At 72.8% G+C, this 23,388-nt stretch carries 18 protein-coding genes; 7 read left to right on the top strand and 11 right to left on the bottom strand.

Features of this window, described 5'->3' with window-relative positions; genetic code table 11:
* Nucleotides 1-489 precede the first annotated feature (489 nt).
* The 3 genes from NAEX_RS47500 to NAEX_RS08235 form a co-directional block, all read right to left on the bottom strand.
* Nucleotides 490-981 (bottom strand): hypothetical protein, encoded by a 492-nt coding sequence (locus tag NAEX_RS47500; RefSeq protein ID WP_143140885.1) that lies wholly within the window; start codon nucleotides 979-981, stop codon nucleotides 490-492.
* A 524-nt stretch (nucleotides 982-1,505) separates the two neighbouring features.
* Nucleotides 1,506-2,009: a hypothetical protein gene (locus NAEX_RS08240; protein ID WP_096326967.1), complete on the bottom strand. Its 504-nt coding sequence runs from the start codon at nucleotides 2,007-2,009 to the stop codon at nucleotides 1,506-1,508.
* Between the two features lie 1,295 nt (nucleotides 2,010-3,304).
* On the bottom strand, nucleotides 3,305-7,213 hold the full coding sequence (locus NAEX_RS08235) for a LamG-like jellyroll fold domain-containing protein (protein WP_143140884.1): 3,909 nt from the start codon (nucleotides 7,211-7,213) through the stop codon (nucleotides 3,305-3,307).
* A 651-nt stretch (nucleotides 7,214-7,864) separates the two neighbouring features.
* Between NAEX_RS08235 and NAEX_RS08230 the strand changes: the two genes are divergently transcribed.
* From NAEX_RS08230 to NAEX_RS08220, 3 genes are all read left to right on the top strand, one after another.
* Nucleotides 7,865-8,581 (top strand): hypothetical protein, encoded by a 717-nt coding sequence (locus tag NAEX_RS08230; RefSeq protein WP_096326965.1) that lies wholly within the window; start codon nucleotides 7,865-7,867, stop codon nucleotides 8,579-8,581.
* A 1,024-nt stretch (nucleotides 8,582-9,605) separates the two neighbouring features.
* A complete protein-coding gene (locus tag NAEX_RS08225; protein ID WP_096326964.1) occupies nucleotides 9,606-10,910 on the top strand; it encodes a BON domain-containing protein in 1,305 nt (434 codons plus the stop codon).
* Between the two features lie 171 nt (nucleotides 10,911-11,081).
* The gene (locus tag NAEX_RS08220; protein WP_096326963.1) at nucleotides 11,082-11,378 is read left to right on the top strand and encodes a hypothetical protein; all 297 of its coding nucleotides are present in this window, start codon (nucleotides 11,082-11,084) and stop codon (nucleotides 11,376-11,378) included.
* 1,243 nt (nucleotides 11,379-12,621) lie between these two features.
* Here NAEX_RS08220 and NAEX_RS08205 read toward each other — a convergent pair.
* Both NAEX_RS08205 and NAEX_RS08200 read right to left on the bottom strand, forming a co-directional pair.
* A complete protein-coding gene (locus NAEX_RS08205; protein ID WP_096326960.1) occupies nucleotides 12,622-13,788 on the bottom strand; it encodes a sigma-70 family RNA polymerase sigma factor in 1,167 nt (388 codons plus the stop codon).
* A 490-nt stretch (nucleotides 13,789-14,278) separates the two neighbouring features.
* Nucleotides 14,279-14,986 carry a transposase gene (locus NAEX_RS08200; protein WP_096326959.1) on the bottom strand — a complete coding sequence of 236 codons (708 nt, stop codon included), beginning with the start codon at nucleotides 14,984-14,986 and terminating at the stop codon, nucleotides 14,279-14,281.
* Between NAEX_RS08200 and NAEX_RS08195 the strand changes: the two genes are divergently transcribed.
* Entirely contained in the window at nucleotides 14,941-15,258 is a 318-nt protein-coding gene (locus NAEX_RS08195) for a transposase (RefSeq protein ID WP_096326958.1), read from the top strand. The two genes, NAEX_RS08200 and NAEX_RS08195, sit on opposite strands and share 46 nt — an antisense overlap.
* A gap of 559 nt (nucleotides 15,259-15,817) precedes the next feature.
* On the opposite strand, the gene NAEX_RS08190 is transcribed toward NAEX_RS08195, so the two are convergent.
* The 5 genes from NAEX_RS08190 to NAEX_RS08175 all read right to left on the bottom strand — a co-directional run bounded on the left by NAEX_RS08190 (nucleotide 15,818) and on the right by NAEX_RS08175 (nucleotide 20,160).
* Nucleotides 15,818-16,288: a hypothetical protein gene (locus NAEX_RS08190; protein ID WP_143825542.1), complete on the bottom strand. Its 471-nt coding sequence runs from the start codon at nucleotides 16,286-16,288 to the stop codon at nucleotides 15,818-15,820.
* Between the two features lie 976 nt (nucleotides 16,289-17,264).
* Nucleotides 17,265-17,390, bottom strand: a complete 126-nt coding sequence (locus tag NAEX_RS53715; protein ID WP_256254076.1) for a hypothetical protein — start codon at nucleotides 17,388-17,390, stop codon at nucleotides 17,265-17,267.
* Between the two features lie 259 nt (nucleotides 17,391-17,649).
* The gene (locus tag NAEX_RS08185; protein WP_096326956.1) at nucleotides 17,650-18,135 is read right to left on the bottom strand and encodes a metallophosphoesterase family protein; all 486 of its coding nucleotides are present in this window, start codon (nucleotides 18,133-18,135) and stop codon (nucleotides 17,650-17,652) included.
* A 257-nt stretch (nucleotides 18,136-18,392) separates the two neighbouring features.
* Nucleotides 18,393-19,013, bottom strand: a complete 621-nt coding sequence (locus NAEX_RS08180) for a hypothetical protein (protein WP_096326955.1) — start codon at nucleotides 19,011-19,013, stop codon at nucleotides 18,393-18,395.
* On the bottom strand, nucleotides 19,006-20,160 hold the full coding sequence (locus NAEX_RS08175; RefSeq protein WP_096326954.1) for a hypothetical protein: 1,155 nt from the start codon (nucleotides 20,158-20,160) through the stop codon (nucleotides 19,006-19,008). The genes NAEX_RS08180 and NAEX_RS08175 overlap by 8 nt, the downstream gene beginning before the upstream one ends.
* 94 nt (nucleotides 20,161-20,254) lie before the next feature.
* On the opposite strand from NAEX_RS08175, the gene NAEX_RS08170 reads away from it, so the two are divergent.
* The 3 genes from NAEX_RS08170 to chrA all read left to right on the top strand — a co-directional run bounded on the left by NAEX_RS08170 (nucleotide 20,255) and on the right by chrA (nucleotide 22,991).
* A complete protein-coding gene (locus tag NAEX_RS08170; RefSeq protein WP_096326953.1) occupies nucleotides 20,255-21,031 on the top strand; it encodes a hypothetical protein in 777 nt (258 codons plus the stop codon).
* 259 nt (nucleotides 21,032-21,290) lie between these two features.
* Nucleotides 21,291-21,593 carry an MBL fold metallo-hydrolase gene (locus tag NAEX_RS08165; protein ID WP_096326952.1) on the top strand — a complete coding sequence of 101 codons (303 nt, stop codon included), beginning with the start codon at nucleotides 21,291-21,293 and terminating at the stop codon, nucleotides 21,591-21,593.
* 207 nt (nucleotides 21,594-21,800) lie between these two features.
* Nucleotides 21,801-22,991, top strand: a complete 1,191-nt coding sequence (gene chrA, locus NAEX_RS08160) for a chromate efflux transporter (RefSeq protein WP_096326951.1) — start codon at nucleotides 21,801-21,803, stop codon at nucleotides 22,989-22,991.
* Nucleotides 22,992-23,126: 135 nt separating this feature from the next.
* Here chrA and NAEX_RS47495 read toward each other — a convergent pair whose 3' ends face one another.
* Nucleotides 23,127-23,336 (bottom strand): hypothetical protein, encoded by a 210-nt coding sequence (locus NAEX_RS47495; protein WP_143140881.1) that lies wholly within the window; start codon nucleotides 23,334-23,336, stop codon nucleotides 23,127-23,129.
* Nucleotides 23,337-23,388 lie beyond the last annotated feature (52 nt).

The raw sequence follows: 23,388 nt of genomic DNA, 5'->3' as shown, positions 1-23,388 counted from the left end.
CCGGCGCGAGGGAGGATATCCGTCGCCCGGCGCGGGTCGGGCGTCATCCGCGAGGCGCGAAAGGACGGGCGCGATGGCCCGCAGGAAGAGGCCGACGATCGCGCTTCGCCGTGGACGGGCCGCGGCGATGGCCGAGGTCGCCGGGCGGAGCGAGCTCGGCCGCCCGGAGTCGACCGCCGTCGCGCCCGGCTGGATCGCCGGCGGACCCAGAGGTCGTACGGACACAGCTCGGGCGGCCGTCCCTCGGCCGGCGACGAACCGGTGCTGGCCGCGGTGAAGACGTGGGCGCGACCGTCAGTTCGCCGGTGGCGGCGTCGAGGCACGCGACCGTGCCCGCGGCGCGGACGAGCACGACGGCGGCACGGTCGCGGAAAGCCCGGTGGGCGTCGCCGCCAGGTTCTGCGTCCAGCGCCGGTCGCGAGGTCCGCGCCCAGAGCTCGGCCTTGCCGCGCGCCGGATCGATCGCCTCGACGGCGAGCGGCCCGCCGATCACGACCCGCCGATCGGCCGGTGCCCACCTCGGCGATCCCGCCCGTCCTGCACCGGCACGCTGCTGTTTGCCCGCGACGTGGGCTCGCCACAGCTCGGCGCCGAGCCGCGCCCCGGGCGACGGGTGGCGTCGCGGACGTCGAACAGTGCCCCCGTGATCGTCACGATGGCGACGGTGGTCCGTGCGGCAGCGAGATCGCTGGCGCCCCGGCGCGCGGCCAGCTCGGCGATCGCCCACGCGGTGTGCGCCTCGACCGCCCGGGCGGCCGCGGCGTGCTGCGCGTCGCCGAGCGATGGGAGCGAGGTCGGCACGCGCGTGCGCTGGCGAATGGCCCGCCCCGTGGCGGGCCGCTTGTACTGGCGAATGGCTCCGTGGTCGGCGCGCGAGCACTGGCGAATGGCCCGCCCCGAGGCTCGCGTACTGGTGAATCGCCCGTCCCGTGGCCCGCGCGTGCACGGGCGAATCGCCTGCGCTGGGGTCGGTGCGAGCACTGGCGAATCGCCCGTCCCGTGGCCCGCGCGTGCACGGGCGAATCGCCTGCGCCGGGGTCGGCGCGAGCACTGGCGAATGGCCCGCGCCGGGGTCGGCGCGAGCGCTGGCGAATCGCCTGCGCCGGGGCCCGCGCGAGCGCTGGCAAATGGCCCGCGCCGGGGCTCGCGCGCGAGCGGTGGCGAATGGCCCGCGCCGGGGCTCGCGCGAGCGCTGGCGGATCGCCCGCGCCGGGGTCGGCGCGAGCACTGGTGATTGGCCATCCCCGTGGCAGACGGGCTCGCACTGGCGAATCACCCGCCCGCGAGGCCGGCGGGCTCGCGTGGGCGTGATTTGGCCGGCCCGGGGCCGGCGGGCTGCTCTCTCGCGATTCGCACGGGTCCGGCGGTCTGCACATTCCCGTCGCCTGGCTCGGCCGCGGTTGCTCGGCCGAGGTCGTCGCGCGCCCGCAGCACGGCGAGCGCCGGCATCGCCGCGGCGAGCGCGGCGATACCGGCGCTGGTGGACCCGTCAGGTCCGCGCGCGCTCAGATCCCCTCTTCCAGGGCGAGATCGAGGCAGGTCTGGGTGTCGACGAACAGGGTCTCCTCCTCGTCGAAGTGATTGCCGTGGTCGAAGTCGTCGTCGTCATCGTCCCAGCCCGGGCCGATGCCCTCCCACGGGCCGTAACCGCCCCAGCGGCTCTTCTCGACCGGCGCGCAGAACATCGCACCGTCGCCGTCGCACTGGCTGCGGCAGGTCTCGGTGTTGTCGCCGGCGACGGCGTCGCAGCCGGCGAGGCAGCTCGGGCCGGACAGCGTGTCACAGTCGTAGGCGCGGTCGTCCTGCCCGGTCTGGACGAAGATCTGCGTCTGCGTGCAGACGGCGAGCAGCAGCTCCTGTTCCTCGAGGCCGCACTCGTACTGGTCGCCCCAACACCACTCGGCCGGGTGCGCCGGGACAGCGAGGGGACGGGCCATGGACGGCGAGGCCGAGACCAGCGGCAGGGCGAACGCGAGGGCGGGGCACAGCATCAGGATCTTGCGCAACATGGGGAGTTTCCTTTCTTCTCTCGTCTCTCGGAGCGGCGCCGGCTCTCTCCGGCGTCGACCGTCCGAATATTCGCCGGGCCCCCGAGGCTCGCAATGAAGAACTGTGGTGAATCGCATCGTCCGTCTCGCGCCCGCTCGGGCAAATCGGCGCCAGGACGGCCCTGTTCGCCTCAATTCGCGGTTTCGTCGGCGAGGGCGAGAGGCCGGCGTCGGCGGCGTCGGCGGCCGTTTCGGCCCCAATTTCGGCGATTTGTCGGCGCCGCCCGCCGCGCTGCGGATTGCTCATAGCACGAGCCCCGGTCGCGGCGACGGCCACGCCCGCCCGGCGATTTCGGCAATTGCATATGATCATTCACATTGCGGCGCGACCGCGGCGACCCGCACGGTGGGGGCCGCGCATTCACACCCCGATCGACGCCAGGATCGCCATTTCACGGTATGCATCGATCATTGTGCCCACACGTCGCCGATGCTGCCACATCGGTCTCGCGAGCAGCGGACGGCGCCCGCCTCGACGCGCCTCGGCGTCGAGCCGCCACGGACGGCGCCGGCGTTCGCGGGACGCGACCGATCGCGGCGACCGACGCGGCGGCATCGGTCGACGTCGGCGCACCCCGAGCGGAGCGCTTCGGCGGACAACCGCGTCCCGGGAGCCGCCGGGCAGCGCCGGCGATCGTGCCGGCCCGCGGGCGCCGTCGCGTCGGCGAGGCGAGGGCGCCCGCACCGACGCCTCACCGGCGAGGGCCCGCCAGAGCGGGCAGGCGAGCTCCCCGCCGGCTCGCGCCGCTCCGGCGCCGGAGGTCGCGGCCGCGGACGAAGGCCAGGACGCAAGGGCCGCGGCTTCAGCCCGCGAGGACCACGGTCCGCCCGGCCGTGGGCCCGGCGAGGTCGCGCGGCGCCGGCCCGGCGCGTGAAGAAGGCGGCTCGCACCGCGCAGGCGGGGCGCGAGGCCCCGACGGTCGCTGCGCTTCGCAGCGCCGCGCTGGCATCATTGCGAATGACGACAGTGCGTCGCCCCGGCCTCGCCCTCGGCGCACGAGCGGGCAGAACCAGCCGAGCCGGTGACGGGGCGCGCCGCCGGTGACGGGCGCTTCAGCCGACCCTGCTGGTGGCGCTCGCCGACATTGTTGTCGATGGCCTCGGCGACGTCGGTGACGGGTCGAGGCGGACCCGTCGCAGCCGCGACGGACCGCCGACGACGGAGGCTTCAGCCGACCTGCTGCTGACGTCGGCGACGTCGGTGACGGGTCGAGGCGGCTCTTGGCAGCCGCGACGGACCGCCGGCCACGGGCGCTTCAGCCGACCTGCTGCTGGACCTCGTCGACGTTGCCGTAGATCGCCTCGGCGACGTCGGTCACGCCCGAGACGATCGCGAGGCCGACGGTGACGACCTTGAGCCGGCCCGAGCGATCGCTGTCGTCGTACTTCTCGGACAGGCGCATCAGCGAGCTGGAGACCCACGAGCCGCAGCGCAGCGAGAAGGAGACCACCTGGTTGTCGCCCTGCAGGTCGCCGGTGCCGAGCGCGACCGCGGAGACCGTGGTGGTGGCCAGCCCGAGCAGGCCGAAGGCCACGAGGTCGAAGGGGCGCCACAGGTCGTCGACCTTGTAGGTGACGTACGCGGACAGCACGGTCCACGCGCCGGTGACGATCTCGAGGCCGGCGTTGGTGCCGGTGTAGGGCCGGACGTTCTGCGGCAGGCTGGGGATCCGCGCGAGGGTGAGGACGCCGCGCAGCGAGGTGCAGAGGCCGCCGGTGGCCGCCAGGATCGCCGAGACCTTCTTGAGCGACTTGCCGGCCAGCTCGAGGCCCGTCTTGGCCGTGAGGACGAGCGAGTTGACGAGGCCGAGCGCCATCGAGGCCCACAAGATCCGCCGCGTGTCGGCGTTCGCTCGCGGTTGCCCGCTCTTCGCCTGCACCCCCGATTTCGCGCGGACCAGCGTCGAGCCGCCGCGCTTGCCCTGGGCCGCGCTCGCGGTCTTCTCGGTCAGCACGCCGACGATCGCGCCGACCAGCGCGACGATCCGCATGACGGTGAAGGTGCGGCCGCCGAGGATCACCGACTCGATCGCGTCGGTCAGCACGGGGACCTTGATGCGGGCGCGGAACTGCTTCTCGGCGAGGTCGATCGCCGCCTGACCCTGGGTGACGACGCTGTCGAACAAAAGGTCGAGGATCGAGGACGAGCCGTCGGCGAGGGTCCCGTTGCCGGCCAAGAGCTGCGCGATCGGCTCGCCGAGCACGCTGCTGACTTCGGTGAGATCCGGCAGCTCGCCGGCGAGGCCGTTCGCGGCGGCGAGGACGGCCGCATCGGGCGCGCCGAGGCCGGAGGTCATGTCGTCGGCGAGGTCGAACACGATGTCGGCCGATTCGAGCGCGTCCTGGAATTTCTCCAGCACGTACTCGAGCGGCTCGAGCACCAGGCGGGCGGCGTCGACGTCGAGGCCGAACAGGTCGCCGACCGAGCGCTGGCCGATCGCCTGCTCGACGCCGGTGCGCAGCGCGTCGGCGAGCTGGGCCTTGTACTCGCCGAGCTGCGGGGTCTTGCTGCGGAGCTGCTGGAGCGCGCCGTCGAGCACGGCGTGGACCTCGTCGGAGGCGGCGAGGAAGTCGTCCCACAGGAAGAGGAAGGCGAGGAACTCGAGGATCTCCCGCAGCTCGGCGGCGATCCGGTCGACGAGCGCCTTGATCGCGGCGAACGCCTCCTCGACCCCGTCGACGACGACGCGCCAGGCCGCCTCGGCGCCGTCGACGATGGTGGTGCCGATGATCTCGACGTACCGCAAACCGGTCGACGCGAGGTCCGAGACCTCGATCGCGAGGGTCTCGGCGCTGTCGACCAGCGCCGTGATCGCCTGGGCGCCGGCGCGTCGGGTCGCGCCCTCGACCTTCTTGCGCAGGGCGTCGAGGTCGCTCGCGCTGCGGCGGATCAGCGCGCCGGCCGACTTCGCCGTCCGCGTGGCGCCGGCGATCGCCCCGCTGGCGGTGTCGAGGATCGCGTTGCCGAGCGCGGCGGGGTCGAGCGCGTCCGCGGCCGCGTTCACGACGTCCTCCAGCGCGTCCGCGGCCGTGTTCGCGCCGTCCTCCACCGCCTCCGTGGTCTCGTTCCAGGCGTCCTCGAGGGCCCCGGTGGTGTCGTTCCAGGTCTCCTCGACGGCGTCGGTGCCCTGGTTGACGAGGTCCTCGCCTTCGTCGACGACGTCCTCCACGACGTCCCCGGCGGCTTCGGTGGTGTCGTTCCAGGCGTCCTCGAGGTCGCCCCAGAGCGAGCGCGCGGTGGGCTTGAGGTTCGGCTTGGTCTGCGGCTTGGTCTGCGCCTTGACCGGGGCGGTCGCCGGGAACTGGGTGGCGAGCTGGCGGAAGGCGCCGGCGAGGGCGTCGGCGTCGTCGCTCGTGGTGCCCGCGGGCAGCGGGTTGCGGCGGCCGCGGCCGGGGTTCGTCATCGCGGTGCCGCTGATCGTGCGCAGGCGCTGCTGCACCGGGGCGTCGGGGCGGATCGCGGTCCAGGCGCCGCCGGGGGCCCCGGCGACGCGGACGCGGATCGTCGGGCACGAGAGGTCGGCGGCGGTGAAGCGCAGGCGCACCTTGCCGGCGCCGTTGAGCGGCACCACGTACGTCTCGCCGGCCTTCCACGCGGTGGTCTGGAGCTTCTCGGTCGGGCCGACGAAGGCGGACAGCGGGCGGTCGACGCGGACCTCGAGCGACCTGTCGCTCGCGCCGTCGCCGGCGGCGGTGGTGACCTCGACGGTGGCGTCGTAGACGAGGACGGAGACGTAGGTCTGCCTCGACTGGGTGGCCCCGCCGAGCCCGAGCATCTTGTTCGAGATCTTCGGGCCGGGGACCATCTCGCGGACGAGCTTGCCGCGGGTGATGAGGCGGTACGGCGTGGCGCCGGTGGTGGCCGGCAGCGGCGGTCCGCGCGTGTCGGCGAGCGTCACGCCGGCGGCGGCCCGGCCCCAGCCGCGGCGCGGGCCGTGGTCGTGGAACAGGCCCTCGGAAAGGCCGTCGAGGGGGTAGCAGGCGAGCAGCTCGCCCTCGTCGCCGCGGGCGCGCGTCAGCCACCTCCGGGCCAGCCGATCCGGCCGGATGGCGCGCCAGAGCCGGACCTCCGCCAGGCCGCCGCGGAAGCGGGCCAGACCGGGCGCGGCGCCGCCGAGGCTGCACTCCGGCACGACCGGGCTGCGCAGCAGGGTGCGCAGACCCGTGCGCTGGACGGCGTCGAGGACCGGGGTCGTCCTGGCCCGCGCAGTGCCCTGGAAGTAGATCTGGCTCTCGGCCACGAGGCCCGCGTCGTCGACCATCGCGGTCGCGGCGATGTGGGCCCACTGGCCCTTCTTGAGCAGACCCTTGGCGCTGCCCAGGCGGACGTGCTTGTCGCCGACGACGAGCACCAGCGCGATCTCGCCGTCCTTGCCGCCGGCGGCGAGCACGAGCCGGCGCGAGCCGGCGCCGAGCTGGACGACCGCGCCGGGCTGGGCCTCGTCGGTGTCGAGCCGGACCCACGCCTCGATCGTCAACTTGCCTTTGGGACCTGTCACAGGGGACAGGCTGGTGAGCGCGCTGTCCTCGGCGAAGACGAAGTAGGCGGCCGGGCCGTCGGCGAACGGCGCCGGGTGCGAGACGGTGGCGAGGGCGCTGCTGCCGGCGAGGTGGCGCTTGTTCGCGCCGAGGTCCTCGCTGATGTGGCGCTTGCCCTCGGCGACGGTCCGCTTGAGCGGGTAGTAGGCCCACAGGCGCGGGGCGTCGAGGGGCGGCGGGTCCCACGTCAGCGAGGTCGGCTTGGGGTGCTTCCACACCTGGAGCTGGGCCAGCTCGCCGACGAAGCCGCCGACCGTGACGGTGCGCGGCTCGCTGCCCGGCGCGGGCAGGCTGCCGTCGGTGTAGGCCATGCCGTGGACGTTGAGCCACGCCTTGCCCTCGGGGCCGATGCCGGCGCGCACCTGCACCCAGCGCTCGAGCGGCAGGCCGCCCGGAATGGTGAGGGCGGCCGGCTTGCCGCCGATCACGGCGAACCGCAGGTCGCCGCGGTCGTCGGTGGCGAGCACGATCCGCGACTTGGACCCGGCGAGCTCGACGATCGTCTGCGAGGCAGCGTCGCCGGTGCGGCGGATCCAGAGCTGAAGCAGCAAGCCCTCCGGGAACCCGCCGTCGATCGACGGGGACACGAGCTTGGCCGCTTGGGTGAATGCGAGGACCTTGGGCATGACAATCTCCGTCCGGGCGGACATCATCGAGGCGCCGGAGGGCATCAGCGCCCCCGGTCGCCGCCGCCCGGTCGACGAGATGAGCGTAGGAAACCCGGTCGACAGGAGCTGGCCGCAGATGGCCATCGCCTGCCCATGGCGCGGGCACAGCGGCGCGCCGGCGCGCGCCGGCGGGGCCGACGGCTTCGGCTCCGTACGAGACGCTGCGGGCGAGCGTGAGCGCGAGGCTCCGGCTCGCACGGGACGCGGCGGGCGAGCGTGCTGCGCGGGGGCCGACACGGAGCGGCCGTGCGAGGTCGACGGCGCGTCTCGTCGACCGATGCGGCGATGATGAATCCGCGTGCTCGACGAGCAGTGCGTCTGCCTGCCGGGTCCATCGAAGCCGCGCGACGACGTGGCTTTCGTCATCTGCGACGTCGACGAGAGGGGCGTCCCCTCTCGCTGCCGGGCTGACCGCGGCTCTCATCCCCCCGCGGCGCCGGCCCTCGCTCCGGGAACTCCCGGGTAGGCCGCGCGCGCCGAGCCGGATCACAGAGAGCCGCGTGCGTGTACGCGGCGTCGACGACGTTGATCCCGAAGGGCGGCGGGCGGCGCTCACCGGGCATGAATCATCTATCGAGCTTCGCGGCTGTTTGTCTCTCGGTGCTCGCTGTGGCTGCTCCGGCGCACGCGCAGAGCCCCAACTATTCGGTGACGGCGCACGCGGTCACGGGCGGGATGCCGGGCGCCGGCGCGTCGTACGTCGGGCCGCTGGCGGGACAGACCTCCGCCGATGCCCAGCACGACCCGGCCGCCGTGACCTGGGCTTATTATTACACGCAGATCCTCTTCGCCGACGCCGGCGCGTACGCGTGGACCGACCTCGGCTCGTTGACCAGCCACGTCGACGCCGATGCCCAGCGGGTCGACGCGACCAGCTTTCCGAGCGGGGTCTCGGCGTCGACGACCAATCGCTTCCAGGACCGCATCACCGTCGTCTCGGACACCCTGCCGAAGAACACGCCGGTGACGCTGACCTTCCGCGCGGCGCTGTCGGTCGAGGCGACGGGTTCGGGCCTGTTCGACGGCCGCGCCAGCTGTACGGTCCAGATCGGCGCGAGCTCGGCGTCGCCGAAGTGGAGCGACGCGTGGAACAAGGCCGAGGTGGCCGCTTCGAGCCCGCTGGTGGTCGTCAAGACCACGGTCGGCGCGACGCTGTGGATCTCCGGCCGCCTCGACACCAGCGCCCACGCCTCCTTCATGGCGCCCGGGCCGCTGTACGGCGGGGCGATGCAGATCGACGCGACCTGCGAGACGCCGCTCCTCGAGACGACGCCGGGGGTGTATCTGGTCACCGAGTCGGGCTTCGACTACGCGTCGCTGCAATGATGCACGGCGGCGGTGCGCGCCGGCGGCTCGGGACGCGGTGAATAGTTAGATGTTTCTTGGGTCATGTCGCGGCATTCGCGCCGGGGCGGCTCGCCGCGCGCGGCTCGATGCCTTCGAGCCGCGGGGTTTGAGCGCGCTGCCGGCTTCGGGCGAGCGGCGAGCGAGCGGGGACCCGGGACTGAATCGTTCGACTCGGGCGGCCCCGGTGGCTGGTGCCATTTCGGGGGGATTCTCATCGGCTCGACGGCGCGGCCGCGCTGCACGCGGCAATCCGGTCTTCTGCGCCGTTCGTGACGCGAGATGCGACGCGCGGCCGGGGACGCCTCGCATCGCCGCGTGCGTGGACGCGAGGGCGGCGAGGACGAGGTCGGCGCTGGCGCACAGGGTGTCGGCGAGCGGCACGACCGGGGTGGGGCACGTCGCCGGCGGGCTCGACGGTTCGGCCGACCGCCATCACGCCGGCGAACACGGCGACGAGCCCGCGCAGGCGGTGTGGTGATTGGGCCGCACCATTGTGGTGGCGACGCTGCGCCCTCGCGTGGATGGGGCCGCTGCGGCGGAGCATCGAGAGAGATCGAAGGGCGCAGGGACGCGGCTGGCCCGTCTGCAGGCCCGCGTTCGGCTCGGCCGCGTGCGGGTGTCGGCAGCGGCCAGGCGGGTGGAGACGGTCGACTGCGGGCGGCGCCGGGAGTCGAAGGGTGACGCGAATCGCGGCAATTCGGCGCCGCGGTCGCCGGGGCTGTCTCGGTTCGGCTCGCCCCTGCCGTCCTCGCCGAACGAAGCGAGTTCGACTTATAGAAAGGGGCGTGGCTCGACAAGGGTGATTCCCAGCGGCGGATGTTGCGCATAATCGATGAGCCCGGTACCGCCATATACGTGGGACCGCTCTGGATCCCTTTTGAGTAGCCTGTGAGCGGGCTCCCTCCATGCTGTGCGCGCCACGGCGGCCTTTCGGGTCGCGCATTGTTTCCGTCCCACCGATGGAGAAGGAGAGGATCCCATGAGACAGGATGATCGTCGTCACATGCAAGAGGAGCAGAACTACGGCCGCCGGAGCCGGCAGCACGAGGAAGGGCGCGGCGAAGACATGCGCGCATGGTCGGGCGAGCGCTCTGGCCGGCGTCGCTACGACGACGAGGGCGCCGAGTTCGAGGAGCAGCGCGGCGGAGAATCTATGCATCAGGGCGGCGGCTACGGCCGCTATGAAGGGCAGGGTTCGCAGTACGGCGGGCAGGGCCAGTTCCGCGAGCACGGGCAATATGGCGGGCAGGGCCAGTACGGTGGCCAGGGCTACGGCGGCCAGGGCCAGTACGGTCAGCAGTACGGCGGGCAGGGCCAGTACGGCTCGCAGGGCATGGGCGGCTACGGCGGGCAGGGCATGGGCGGCCACCAGGGCTACGGCGGGCAGTACGGCTCGCAGGGCATGGGCGGCCACCAGGGCTACGGCGGGCAGTACGGCTCGCAGGGCATGGGCGGCCACCAGGGCTACGGCGGGCAGTACGGCTCGCAGGGCATGGGCGGCCACCAGGGCTACGGCGGGCAGTACGGCTCGCAGGGCATGGGCGGCTACGGCGGGCAGGGCATGGGCGGCTACGGCGGGCAGGGGCAATACGGCCAGCAGGGCTTCGGCGGCCAGGGGCAATACGGCCAGCAGGGCATGAGCGGTCCGGGGCAATACAGCCAGCAGGGCTACGGCAGCCAGGGCCAGTACGGGCAGGGCCAGTACGGGCAGGGCCAGTACGGGCAGGGCCAGTACGGGCAGGGCCAGTACGGCGGCCAGGGCTCGCGGATGGGCCAGGGTTACGGCGGCGGGTACGGCGAGGGCTACCGCGGCTTCGAGGGCGGCGGGTTCCAGGAGGACATGCCGCGCCGGCGCAGCTTCGGCGAGGAGGGCCGCGGCATGGGCGGCATGGGCGGCAGGATGCAGGAGCGCGGGCGCTTCGCCGGGCGCGGGCCGAAGGGCTACCGCCGGTCCGACGACCGCATCACCGAGGAGATCTGCGAGGCCCTGACGCGCCATCCGTCGGTCGACGCCAGCGAGATCGAGGTGAAGGTCCAGCAGGGCGTCGTCTCCCTCAGCGGCACGGTCGACGATCGTGAGACCAAGCGCCTGATCGAGGATCTCAGCGAGGACATCTCGGGGGTCCGCGAGGTCCAGAACCAGATCCGCGTCAGCCACGGGCAGACCGGACAGAGCCAGATCGGTCAGACCCAGGCCGGTCAAAGCCAGGGCGAGCAGGGCCAGGCCGGCCGCACGCAGGGCGAGCAGGGCCAAACCGGCCGCACCCAGGCGACCGGCACCACCACCTCGCGCAACCGCGAGGCGTGAGGGGTCACGGCGCCTCGCGCGCCCGCGAGGCGTGCGCCGATGAGCGCGTCGGCGCTTCCGGTAGCCTCGATGCGGTGTGATGATTGCGCCCACCGCCGCGCGCGTGGCGGGGAGCCGCCGGGAGCGCGGCGGATGGCCGGGCGTCCATGATCACATGGCTCTTCGGACAGGATGGCGACGACGCACCGCAGGCGCTCGGCGGGCGCCCGCGTCCTCCTGCGAGGTTTCGCCCCGGCATTGCTGGCAGCAAACCTGCAGCGCCAGCGCGACGACCTGCACCACCGCGAACGCGACCCACTGGGCGGCGGGGCGGTGCACGACGCGACGTGCCGCGCCTCGGGCGTTCCCTCGACGGGGAGGATCTCGAGCCACCATCCGGGACGTGCCGACGCGAGCACCGGCAGGATCGCGTCCACCGCGATCGCGGCGATCAGCACGGGGTCGATCGCCCGGGAGTGGGGCCCATGAAAGCGGCCACGGAGCGGCGCTGGCGGGCCCACAGACAGCCTGGACGAAGAGCGGCCTGACGTGCGAGGCATACGCGGCTCGGCTTCGTGCCGACGCGACTAGCCCTCCCGCCCCGTCTGACCAGCGCATGGCGAGGTCGCCGGTCCTCGCGCTCTCCAGCGCGATCGCCGTGGCAAAGGAGTGGGCGAGCGTCAACGGCGCGGTCCGGGGGGAACGGGGCAACGTCGACTTCCACGCGCGCAGCCGATCCGGCCGCGACCCTTACGCAGTGTCCCAGAAACGCCACGTAGTGCGGCTCCGCGAGCGCCGACGGAGCCAGGTCTGACTCGGCTCGCCATCGACCCAGAGGACCAGCGAGAGCAGGAGATCGGCCGCGCCGCCCTCGAACGAGTCGTGCGCGGCGCCCTCGTAGCGGATCGACAGACCGATCGCGGTGGTGCGCCAAGCGCCCACGTCGATCGCGAGGCGCTCGGGCGCGTCGATGCCGGCGCAGGCGTCAGGCTCGGCGCTCGCGGGTTCGTTCGGCTCGCTGCGCCCGCGGGAGGGCTCCGTCGGCGTCGGGCGCGGAGAGGCGCACGCAGCGAGCGCGCAAAGGCCGAGGATCCCTGCGTGCCGTGCCGAGCTGCCGAGCATGCGGCGATCGATACCGGAGGCTCGTACGCGTGTCGAGCACGGCCGGGTGCGGCGAGGCCGGCACCTCGGCGTCGCCCGGGCGGCGGTCGGGGGTGCCGAGCGGCATGTACGAGCCCATCTCGCCGCAGTCCTCGAGGAGCTGCAAGGCGCCGTTGTGACACTCGTAGAGCACGTGCGGATCGCCGCCGACGCCGTTGCCCCCGTGCCGCAGGCGTCCGGCTGGCGACCGCTACAACAACCCCCGCCTTCACAGCGCGATCGGCTGCGTCAGCCCGCGAGACAAGCTCCTCGGCTGCGAGACCGAGTTCTGGACAGGCCGCGATCGCAAGCTCGAGGCAGCCCGCGAGCTCCGACGCAAGCGCCGAGAATTGGACCACCTCGGCGCCGCCGCGTGACTTCTCTCGACCCTCCACTTCAACCTCAGCATCTCCGTTCGTCAACTCGCCATCGGTCCGTTCACGCTGAGCCAGTACAGCCTCGCGTCGGGGCCGCCGAGGGCCGGGCGTCATTCGTCACATGGCTCTTCGGACAGGATCGGCGACCGCGACCCGCAGGCGCTCGCTGCGAGGGTTCGGGGGCGCGCGCGCTCGGCCTGGCGGCGGGGCCGCGTTCACGCGGCGACGAGCTGGCGGCGGAGGCGGGCGCGGGCGCGGGACAGCCGGACCGAGACGTTGCGCTCGGTGATCCCGAGGGTCTCGGCGATCTGCGCGTACGAGTGACCCGAGAGGTGCAGCGCCATCACCGACTCGAGGTTGTCGGGCAGGTCGGTCAGGGCTTGCTCGATCCGCGCGCGCTGGTCGGCGCGGACGAGCGCCGATTCGATGCACGCCGCCGGGTCGGCCACGCTCGCCGGGTCGACCGCCGCGTCGATGTCCTTGCGCCGGCGGACGTGGCGGAAGCAACAGTAGCGGGCGACCCGATAGGCGAAGGTCTTGAGCGACGACTCGCCGCGGAACATCGGCAGCGCGCGCCACAGCGCGAGGGCGATGTCCTGCTCGAGGTCGGCGCGCTCGGCGGCGTTGCGGCTGTAGCTGGCCGCCATCTGCGACAGCCCGGGGCCGTGTTCGGCGACCGTGCCGGCCCAGCGCCCGCGGCGGGTCCGCTCGTCGTCCTCGCCCGCGCCGGTGCTGGCCGCCAGCGACCTCGCGCCGGCCGCGGGCGCGGCTCCGTGGCTGCGGTAGCCGAAGTTGCCGGCGGAGGCGAGCCGCTCGTCGATGGCCCACAGCTGCCCGGCGAGCGCGCGCACGACCTCGGCCGGCGAGCCCTCCTCGGTCAGCGTGCGGCGCACCGCCTCGACGTCGACCCCGAGGTCGGCCAGCCGCTCGCGGTCGCTGGCGGGCAGCGCCTCGACCAGCCCGATCCACACGAACACGTGGTCGCGGATGGCGGTCAGCGGGGCGCGCCCTTCGGACACCCCGAGCAAGAGCTCGCGCCAGCCGCTGCGGGTCGGCTCGGCCGCTTCGGCCGGCCAGTCGGCGGCCTGGACGCTGGCGCGGCGGAGCTCGGACGCGAGCGTGCGCGTCTGCTGGATCACCGCCACCATCGGCCGGGACAGGCCGGCGAGCTGGAGCGGGCGCGACGGCGAGGCACCGAAGGTCGGGCGGGCCAGGAGCAGCTGCGGCAGAGCCCGCGCCAGCCACCGCGCCGCCGTCAGCGCCAGGGCCCACAGCCGCATCACCGGCATCACCAGCAAGGTGAGCAGACCCATCCCGTAGACCAGGTAGATGAGGCTCCCGACGAGCAAGGCGTAGGGGTCTGTGGTCAGCAGATCGGTCATCGCGGAGCTCGAGTGTCGCTCGCCAACAGAACCCTACACGACCACGACGAATTTTTTCGCGGCGGGGTGGAGGCCGGGATATGCGAGCGAAATCGCGCCGGAATGCACGCGCGGGTGCGAGGCAGGCGGACACGCGGGCCGCTCGTCGCCGGGGTCACGCCGGCGGGCGAAGTTTGACGCGAGCTCGCTCGGCCGACCGCCGCCGGCGGCCCGCCTGCGCCGTCGCGGCGACGGGTCGTGACATTCGCGCGGATGGGCCGCGCGGGACGGCGTCGGATCACGCCCCGAATCATGACATGTCCCGAGAGACACGTCGATCGAGCGCAGCGACCGGACCGCGGGCGATCGCCGGCGCCGCAGCGGATTGCACCTGCGCGAGCATCTGCGGCCGCGCGGGGGGCGGCGGCGACCCGGTGACGCTGCCGACGCCGCCGGCGGACGCTAGCCCGGATTTTCTCACCAAGGATAGGTGGGGCCCGCCAAGCGGCTGTCAGGGGGCTTGGTGGGAGATGTTGGACGCCGTCGACGTGAGCCGAGCTGTAAGAGGGATTACAAAGCCGGCTACGCGTTTTGAGTGACCTGCCATAAGGACAGACGAATCCCGGCGCGCAGCGCAGCGCACCATTGTGTGACGGATGGCGAGGGCCGTCAGCGTCTCATGACGTGAATGGCGGTGGATGTTCTCGAGGACGCGCCACCACACGTGCTGGAGTGGGAAGACCGAGCTTGGGGAGACGCGGATCCTGCGGACCGAGGTGGTGACGATGGTACCGAACTTGAGCATCCGCGTGCGGATCGTGGAGACCTGGGCGTGGGCGAGCTCGGTACCGGCGAGGGTGATCCGGCGGAGCTCGTTGAGGATCATGTAGGCGACGGACGAGAGCCACAGGCGGAGCTGGTTGGCGCGCAGCGTGTGGGCGCTGGTGCGGTCGGCGAAGAGGCCGAGCTGCTGCTCCTTGATCCTGTTCTCCATGTCCCCGCGAGCGCAGTAGAGGTCCTCGTAGAGCGAGCGCGCGTCGTACTCGTCATGCGAGAGGTTGGTGGCGACGAAGCGCGGGTTCTCCTTGTCCGTCGTGTACTCGGCCTTGCCAATTACACGGCGCTCTCGCGACCACGTGCTGTTGGTCTCGTAGCGAAAGTCCTTGAAGACGCGTGCTTCCTTGCCGGTCTGCTCGGAGGTGGTGCGGGCCTGCTTCAGCGGACTACCGTTGGACCCGCTTCAACCGGCGCCACGGCGACCGCTTTCACTTCGTGTACACGCCCATCCATGCCTCGTGGGTCAACCAGATCGAGATCTGGTTCTCGCGACTGCAGCGCCGCGTCCTCCGCTACGCCGACTTTCCCTGCGTCGGAGCCTTGCCTCGCGCCGTGATGAACTTCATTCGGCGCTGGAACCGCGACGAAGCGCACCCGTTCAACTGGACCTTCCGCGGCCACTTCGTCCACACGCAGCGGCGTCACGCCGCATGACGCGACGATGTTCGGCTACCCCGCCACCTACGTGCCGCCCGCCCTCGGCCCGCAGGACATCGCTCAGCACCGCAGCAACATCGAGGCGGTCCACGCGCTCGCGGCCGACGACGTCGCGACGACGTGAGCCCCGCGAGCGGCCTGCCATCACTGAGCTACCCGATCGACGAGTAAGCGAGCACTTGGCGCACGTTCATTCTATTGACTACGGTTGGCTCGGTCTATGAACCTCGCCACTGCATCTCCCAGCGGACCGAGCTGGGGCCGGCCCGCTTCGCGGCGTGGCTGGGGATCCAGCGGTCGCAGCTGACGCGCTGGCGCGAGCGGCACGGCAAGGCTCCCTGGCGCAGCGGTGTCGCCCACGCCGACATGACCCCCCGACAGGTTCCTGGCGAGGCTGTGCGCCCTCGTGCCGTCGCCAGGCTTTCATAGGACGAGATTCCGGGCGCGCGAGCCGATGCCCCACTTCGTGGCCGACGCGGCGGCCTCCGGGATGGGACAACGCCTGAGCGGAGCCCTCGGCTGGGAGGAACACACGAGCAGTGGAGTCCCTATCGCGCTAAAAGCCGCAGCAGGCCTTGGTCCACGCGACGATTCGGTCGACGTCGCCCTCCTCCTCTGGAGGAGTGCAGATCGACGCCGAGGGCTCGCATGAACCGATGAGAACCCCGTCCTCGAAGCAAACGCACTGCGCCGAGTCGCACTCCATCCACTGCGGCGGCTCGGCGGCGCAGGCGAGCTCGATGGTGCAGATGGACGCACCGCTCTCTCCGGAGCCGAAGACATTGCAGTGGAGCACGCCGCAGGCCTCGCCCTGAGCTTTCGCGGCCTCTCCGCAGGAAGCCCACGTGTCGGTGGCGATCTCGTCGCACGTCATTCCGGCCAGGCATGCGAGCAGTGCGGAGTTGCCGGCCGCGCACTCTCCCTCGCTCTCGTAGTCGACGATGCACTGCTGCACGCATTCACCGAGTTCGGGCTCGCCCCACCCGCAGGAGACCAGGTGCTCGCAATACGCCTTGCATCCGTCCACGATAAGACTCGAGCTGCCGCCTGTCGTTGCGTCGGTCCCGGCTGAGCTCGTCGAGCCGCCACCCGTCGACCCGCCGGTGTCCTCGTCGCTCGTCGTCCCGCTGGTGGGCGACGGCGCGCCGCTCGTGTCGTCGCCCGTGGAGCTCTCCGAACCGGTCTCGACGTCGTCCGGTAGTGTTCCCGTCTTGCCGCACCCGGTGGCGAACAACCAGGTGGCAGCGCACGCGGATGCGAGGCGAAGTTTGACGTGGCGACGCCTGACCGATCGCGCGTCACGGTGAAGAAAACGATCTCGGGAGCAGTGTGGCATGGTTCGATCCTCGGTTGTGATCGTTCGTCCGGCCGTCGAGCGCTCGCGCGGGCTCGACGGTGCCGGCGTCCAGGAGGCGCGCCTACCCGACATGACCGATGGGTCATCCGGGAGGCGGCTGGGGCATGGGTTCGAAAGCGCGAGCCGGACCGTCGCTTCTATTCATGCACGAGGCCGCGAGAAGTTTCCTGAAGTCGAATTTTCTCGACGGCTGAGCGCCGCTTGCAGGGCTGACGCCGCGTCGCGCCGAGCGCCGCCGCTCGTCGGGCAGGAACCACGGGCGGCTACATCCGCGCTGCGGTCTCCACCGCGAGCGTCGAGCGCGGTCGGAAGCTCGCGCACGGCGACCATCGCGCTCGGTTCGCCGCACGCGCGTCCGGGGGACGCGGAACTGCAGCCACGGGCCATCCCGGTGGGGGCCGCGGTGTCGACGTCGCCGCAGGCAGGAAGCGCACGTCGCCGCCGACTCGGCGGAGACGCGGATCCTGCGGACCGAGGTGGTGACGATGGCGCCGATCTTGAGCAGGCGCGTGCGGTTCCCGTGGTGAGAAATCCGGGCTAGCGCTTCGGCGAGACCTGAGCGCCCGAGCCGATGAGGCCCCGCGCCGCGGATTCACATGCCTGGCTTTCGGGTCATGTCGATGGAAAGCCCGGGGCGACGGGAGCCTCATGGCTCGCGGACGGCGCGGCGCACGGGGTGGCGGTGGAACGTGCCCGGGCGGCGGAGGTGATAGCGCTGGTCGCCGATCCACAGCGGCAGCACGGCGCCCTCCAGGCGGGCGGGGCGGGCCATGCCGAGGTCGGGCAGTACCCCTCCCGGACGGATCGGCGCCGTCGGGCGAATGCCAGGTGAAGCCGAGGCCGTCCGGCGTGGGTGGCCACGAGCCGCGGTGCTCGAGCCCGTCCAGCACGAGGCGCCCCTGGCCGTCCTCGCCGAGCTCGAGGTGCCCCTCGATCTCGGCGAAGCCGACGACGCACTCGCTGTCGTTTCGGTCCTCTTCGTCCGCGATGGACACCATCGGGCTCACGCGCGGCGGGACAGGCGGGAGGTTTTAGCTGCCGGTCCGCGCGAGGTCGACGAATTCGACGGTCGGCGCGCCGGCGCCGAGGTGCAGCCGCGCGAGGCAGATCGGCAGCTTGAAGCGACGCGGCCCGGCCGAGCCGGGGTTGAGGTAGAGGACGTCGTGGTCGTACGATTGCGCGGGCTTGTGCGAATGACCGGTGATCACGACGTCGATGCCGGCCTCGCGCGGGTCGACGGCGAGGTCGGCGAGGTCGTGGAGCACGTGCACTCGCGCGCCGCCGAGTCGCACCTCGGCGGTCGCGGGCAAGCTCCGGCCCCAAAGGTCGCGGTCGTTGTTGCCGCGCACCAGGGTGATCGGGGCGATCGCGGCGAGCGCGTCGAACACCGGCCGCCCGCCGACGTCGCCGGCGTGGACGATGTGGTCGACCCCGGCCAGCGCCGCGAGCGCTTCGGGACGGACGAGGCCGTGGGTGTCGGAGATCACGCCGACGACGACCGGCTTGGAGGGCGCCATGCGCGGGCGGATCTAGCATGATTCGCCGGCTGCCACGACCACGGGTACAGGTATCGGCAGCGAGCTCGGCCGCGATCGCTGCGGCGCATTCGTCGGCTCACGGTCGGGCTCGGCCGGAATCACGGCAGCGAGGTGCACGCTGCGGCGGGGGTGTCATGATTCCTTCGAGCGCCCGCTCGCTCCGGGTTGGCGCGCGGGCGTTCGCTCACGGTCGAGGCCGGCCGCAATCACGGCAGCGGGGCGGCACGGGCCGGGTGCTATGATTTCTCCGCGCGCTTCTTGTCCGCCCTGGGTTTGCGCCCGCCCTTCGCGGCGGCCGGCGCGGTCGGCTGGTTCAGCTTGGCGCGCTCGTCCTTGGCGGTGCGCGCGTACATCTTGCGCAGCGACGGGTCGGTCTCGGCCTTGGCCACCACCTCGAGGGCCCACACGGCGTGCTCGCGGGCGAGGCACAGGGCGGCCGCGAGCGCCGAGCTGCGGACCAGCAGGTCGGAGTCGGTCAGGGCGCGCGTGAGGTGCTCGCGCAGCTCGGGCGACAGGACGGCGTACTCGAGCAGGCACAGCCGGCGCAGCCAGGGCAGGGCCTCGCGGGGGGAGGGCGCGGCGTCGGCCCCCTGCAGCAGGGCCGCGCGCGGCAGGGCGCCGAGCGCCTGCGAAAGGTCGTCGAGGGCCTCGGCGTGGACCCACGCGTAGCGCTCGCCGGTGACGTGGACCTCGCACAGCGTCACGCTCGACCCGGCCGGGTGTCGCCAGGTCCGGAGGCGGTAGCGGAGGTGCGTGCGCGGCTCGTCGCCGGCGCGGGCGTAGCCGAGGGCGCGCAGCCGGGCGTCGAGCTCGGCGCGCGGGAGGTCGGGGCTGGGGATCATGCGCAGGTCAGGCATCGTCCTGCGCCTCCTCGCCGTCGGCGACGCTGTCGTAGAGGTCGACGGGTTCGCCGTGCTCGTCGACCTGCGGCGGCGGGATGCCCTGGATCAGCACGTTCGTGATCTGGGCGCGCAGCTCGGCGCTGGCGGTCGAGCTGCCGAGCTCCTCGAGCAAAAACTGCCAGTTGTACTGCAGCGCGGCGTTGGCCACGGCGATCTGTTCGGCCTCGCCGCGGAGGATGGCGGCGCGGGCGATCCGGGCCGCCTCGACGATGTCGTCGGCGGCCACCGCGAGGGCGGCGCCGACCAGCGCGCCGCGCTGGCGGAGGTCGGTCTCCTGGGCGAGCTCCGCCTCGAACCAGGCGGCGTCGTAGAACATGAAGCCGTGCAGCGCGGCGGCGACGTCGAGCGGCATGTCGGCGGGGTAGCGCTGGTTGCTGAGCGCGTTGAACTCGGCGAGGACGGCCGAGGCGAAGCGGCTCGGGCGGTAGGTGACCTCCCAGACGTAGTGGCCGTCGGCGTGCATCTCGATGGCGAGGAGGGCCTGCGAGAACCAGGCGCGTCGGGTGAAGCGCGGCAGGGACTCGGCGATCTGCTCGCGGATCTCCCGCAAGACCGCGATCTCCTGGATGGTCGACAGCGGCTCGCTGTCCCGCAGCGGGTCGTCGACGAAGGCGCTGCCCCAGGCGTGCGGCGTGACGACGGGGCTGAAGTTGAAGTGGCGGTCGAGCTCGTGCGGACCGGCGGGCTCGAGCTCGCCGTAGTAGGGGTTGGGCACGCGGAGGAAGTTGACCGCGCCCATGTAGGCGCGCACGGTCTTCGCCTCGGCGAGGTCGAGGGCCGGCGCGCGCGGGCCGAGCTCCGTCAGCGCCTCCTCGATCGTCGCCCGCGTGGCCGGCAACGGCACGAACAGCGCGGCCGGCAGCGCGGGGTCGGGGGTGTACCAGAGGCGACCGGGGTCCGCGGGATCGAGGTACAGCGAGGGGGTGAACTCGCGGGCATGGGCGCCGCGCAGCACCGGCCCGGTCGCCCACAGCCGCAGCGGCTGCGCGCGCGCCCGGGATGCCTCCCACAGCGAGGGCGACCAGAGGATGCCGAGCGTCCAGTGGTCGGCGTAGTGGTCCCGCAGCGCCTGGCCGCCGTCCTGCGATTCGCTGGCGTTCACGGCGCGGACGCCGAGATCGGCGACGGCCTCGGCCAGCTCGCGCAGCGGGGCGAGCGGCCCGACGAGCCACTCCGTCGGCTCGGCGGCGGGCGTCTTGGCGGCGATCTTCTTCGCGCTCGTCGTGCGCTTCGCGGCGCTGCCCCTCGCGCTCGCCCGGGTGGGAGGCGTCGCGGCTCTTGCCTTCGGGGCGGGTTGCTCCGCCGACGCGGGGTCGGTGCTCGTCGCGGATCGCCTCGCTGTGGTTTTTGTCGCGGGCTTCGTGGTCGCGCTGGCGGCGGGCTTCGTGCTCGTCGAATTGTTCTTCTCGGCCGGGGCGGACGTGGCGGGCTTCGCGGCCTTGGTGGTGGCGGGTTTGCTCGTCGCTTTGTTCTTCTCGGCCGGGGTGGGCGACGCTGGCCTGGCGGACTTGGTGGCGGCGGGCTTGGTGCTCGGGAACTTCTTCGCTGCGGCCTGCGTCGTGGCCTTCGCGGTCCTGGTGGCGGCGGGTTTGCTCGTCGCTCGGTTCTTCTTCGCCACGGGCTTGGTCGTCTTGTTCGCGGCGGGCTTGGTGCTCGTCGCCTTCGCGGCCTTCTTCGCCCCGGTCGTGGCGACCTTCGTGGTCTTGCCCCTGGCGGCCCTCGCCGCGGCTGTCTTCTTCGTCGCCGTCATCTCCGCCGCCCTTCGTCGACCGCGCCTCGCGGGGCCTGCGATTTTTACCACGGCCGCGGCGCGCTCGCGCGGCGCAGGGGCGCTGCGAGCGGACAGAGGACCTGTCCTTCCGGGCAGGTGCCTCGATGCGGCGGGCGGCGATCGGCGAGATCGCGGAGATCGATCCAGAGCCGCGACGGCGCGCGCCCGCCCGGGCGTGGCTGGGGGGCGGCACACCTTGTAGGACTCGCTCCCGTCGCCGCTCGTGCTGCTGGCGAATTCGTCCCGCGCAGCGCCGCTGCCGGCGCCGCCCGCCCTCGCCGGCGAGCTGCCGCGCGCGTCGCCGCCGGCCGACATGGCGCTGGTTCACCTGCCGACCGGCATCACCCGGCGCAGCGCCGGCTTCGCCTACCGCGGCGGGGCGTTCGGCGATCGCCGCGCGTTCACGATGAGCGCGGCGCTTCGACGGCGGGCGCTACCTCGGCTTCCCGGCCAGTCACGACGTGTACGGCGACGGCGCGATCGTCGTGGTGCCGGCGTTCGGCCACACGCCCGGGTCGGTGATCGTGTTCGTCACGTTGCCCGGCGAGCGCCGCTACGCGTTCCCCGGCGATCTGGTGTGGCAGCTCGAGGGCGTCACGGAGCGGGCCGAGCGGGCCTGGCTGCTGCGCGCGCTGGCCGACGCCGACGCCGAGGGCGTGCGCGAGAACCTGCTGCGGGTCGCCGCGATCGCGGCGCGGTTCCCCGAGATCGCGCTGGTGCCGGCGCACGACGCCCGCAGCTTCGCGGCGCTGCCGTGGCTGTGAGCGGGCGGGGGGGGAGAGCGTTCGCGGCGCCGGCGCTCGCGGTCGCGTCGAGCCGGCGAGGACGAGGGCTGCCGTGATTGCGATCCGTGCCGGTCGAGCCTGGTGGCCCGCGGCGTTGCCCGGCTCCAAGAGCTCTGACAGCATGCCGCTCGCGGTGACGCCCGTGTCGACAGCGCAGCGGGAGCGACGTGCCGGGGTGACCTCGACGTGAGCACGCCGGCGGACGACGGCGACGCCGGGCGCGGATCGGCGGCGCCTGCGAGCGGCGGGCCGACCACGACGCTCGCGGAGCTCGCCGGCCTGTTCGCCCGGCTCGGGGTGACCGCGTTCGGCGGCCCGGCCGCGCACATCGCGATGATGCAGGACGAGGTGGTGAATCGCCGCAAGTGGATGACCGAGGCCCGCTTCCTCGACCTCCTCGGCGCGACCCATCTAATTCCGGGCCCGAACAGCACCGAGATGGCGATTCACATCGGCTTCGCGCGCCGGCGCTGGGCGGGCCTGGTCGTCGCCGGCCTGGCGTTCATCGTCCCGGCGATGGCGATCACGGGCGCGCTCGCGTGGGCCTACGTGCGCTTCGGGGCGCTGCCGGCGATGGACTGGCTGCTGTACGGGGTCAAGCCCGTGATCCTGGCGGTGGTGGTGCAGGCGATCTGGAGCCTCGCGCCGAAGGCCGCGCGCACGCCGGCGCTACGGGTGCTGGCGCTCGTCGCCGCGTCGCTGGTGGCGCTGGGGGTCGACGAGCTGGCGGTGCTGTTCGCGGCCGGTGTCGTCGCGTCGATCGCGACGACCACGGGCGGCGGCGGGCCGGCTCCCGCGCCGTGCCTGCTGGTGTCGCTGGCCCCGGCGGCGGCGACGGGCGCGCTCGGCGGGGTGACGCTGCCGGGGCTCTTCGCGGTCTTTTTGAAGATCGGCGCGGTGCTGTTCGGCAGCGGCTACGTGCTGCTGGCGTTTCTCCGCGCCGACTTCGTCGACCGCCTCGGCTGGCTGTCGGAGGCCCAGCTCCTCGACGCGGTCGCGGTCGGGCAGATCACCCCGGGCCCGGTGTTCACGACCGCGACGTTCATCGGCTACGTGCTGGCCGGCGCGAGCGGGGCGCTGGTCGCCACCGCCGGCATCTTCCTGCCGGCGTTCGTGTTCGTGGCCCTGAGCGGGCCGCTGGTGCCGCGCCTGCGCGCGTCGCCCCGCTCGGCCGCGTTTTTGGACGGGGTGAACGCGGCGTCGCTGGCGTTGATGGCGGTGGTGACGGCGCAGCTCGCCGGCGCGGCGCTGGTCGACGCGCCGACGCTCGGCCTCGGGCTCGTCAGCGCGGTGCTGCTGGTCCGCTTCAGGATCAACGCGACCTGGCTGGTGCTCGGCGGCGCGGCGGCGGGGTGGCTGATGCACACGCTCCGCTGACTGGGGTCGGTGGGGACAGATCCGGCAGGTCGCGGCGGCCGGCGCCCGGCGGGGGTGCGCACTCGTCTTCGGTGCGCCGGGCAGGCGCCTCGAGTCGCGGCGACCGCTGCGGGTGCAGTGATGGCACCCGCTCCCTCATCGTGCGGCGATGGGAGCCCTGGGATCGACGTGGCGAATGTCGCCAGCGAAGCGATCACGCGCGCTCGAGGGTTGCGGCGCAGCGATGGCCCGCGCTCGAGCATCGGCGCCGCGAAGGGGGGCGATCGTCGACGCGACGAGCGTCGCCAGCGGAGTGTCTTCGATGTCTTTGAGGACATAAACCAATGGACATGTTTTGGAAAGCATGCTCAGGAGAGCATGGCCCGAAGTGCATCTTCGGGAACGAAGACCGCGGCGA

Source organism: Nannocystis exedens (genome assembly GCF_002343915.1).
Taxonomy (GTDB): domain Bacteria; phylum Myxococcota_A; class Polyangia; order Nannocystales; family Nannocystaceae; genus Nannocystis; species Nannocystis exedens.
The sequence above is the reverse complement of the archived record's forward strand: the minus strand, read 5'-3'. Positions and strand labels throughout refer to the sequence as shown.

Bases quoted from the DNA above. Each gene is read 5' to 3' on its own strand.
- NAEX_RS08180 (WP_096326955.1), bottom strand. From the start codon at position 19,013: ATGCCTGACCTGCGCATGATCCCCAGCCCCGACCTCCCGCGCGCCGAG.
- NAEX_RS53715 (WP_256254076.1), bottom strand. From the start codon at position 17,390: ATGGCCCGCCCCGCCCGCCTGGAGGGCGCCGTGCTGCCGCTGTGGATC.
- NAEX_RS08240 (WP_096326967.1), bottom strand. From the start codon at position 2,009: ATGTTGCGCAAGATCCTGATGCTGTGCCCCGCCCTCGCGTTCGCCCTG.
- NAEX_RS08220 (WP_096326963.1), top strand. From the start codon at position 11,082: ATGGCGACGACGCACCGCAGGCGCTCGGCGGGCGCCCGCGTCCTCCTG.
- NAEX_RS08205 (WP_096326960.1), bottom strand. From the start codon at position 13,788: ATGACCGATCTGCTGACCACAGACCCCTACGCCTTGCTCGTCGGGAGC.
- NAEX_RS08185 (WP_096326956.1), bottom strand. From the start codon at position 18,135: ATGGCGCCCTCCAAGCCGGTCGTCGTCGGCGTGATCTCCGACACCCAC.
- NAEX_RS08235 (WP_143140884.1), bottom strand. From the start codon at position 7,213: ATGCCCAAGGTCCTCGCATTCACCCAAGCGGCCAAGCTCGTGTCCCCG.
- NAEX_RS08225 (WP_096326964.1), top strand. From the start codon at position 9,606: ATGCAAGAGGAGCAGAACTACGGCCGCCGGAGCCGGCAGCACGAGGAA.
- NAEX_RS47495 (WP_143140881.1), bottom strand. From the start codon at position 23,336: ATGCTTTCCAAAACATGTCCATTGGTTTATGTCCTCAAAGACATCGAA.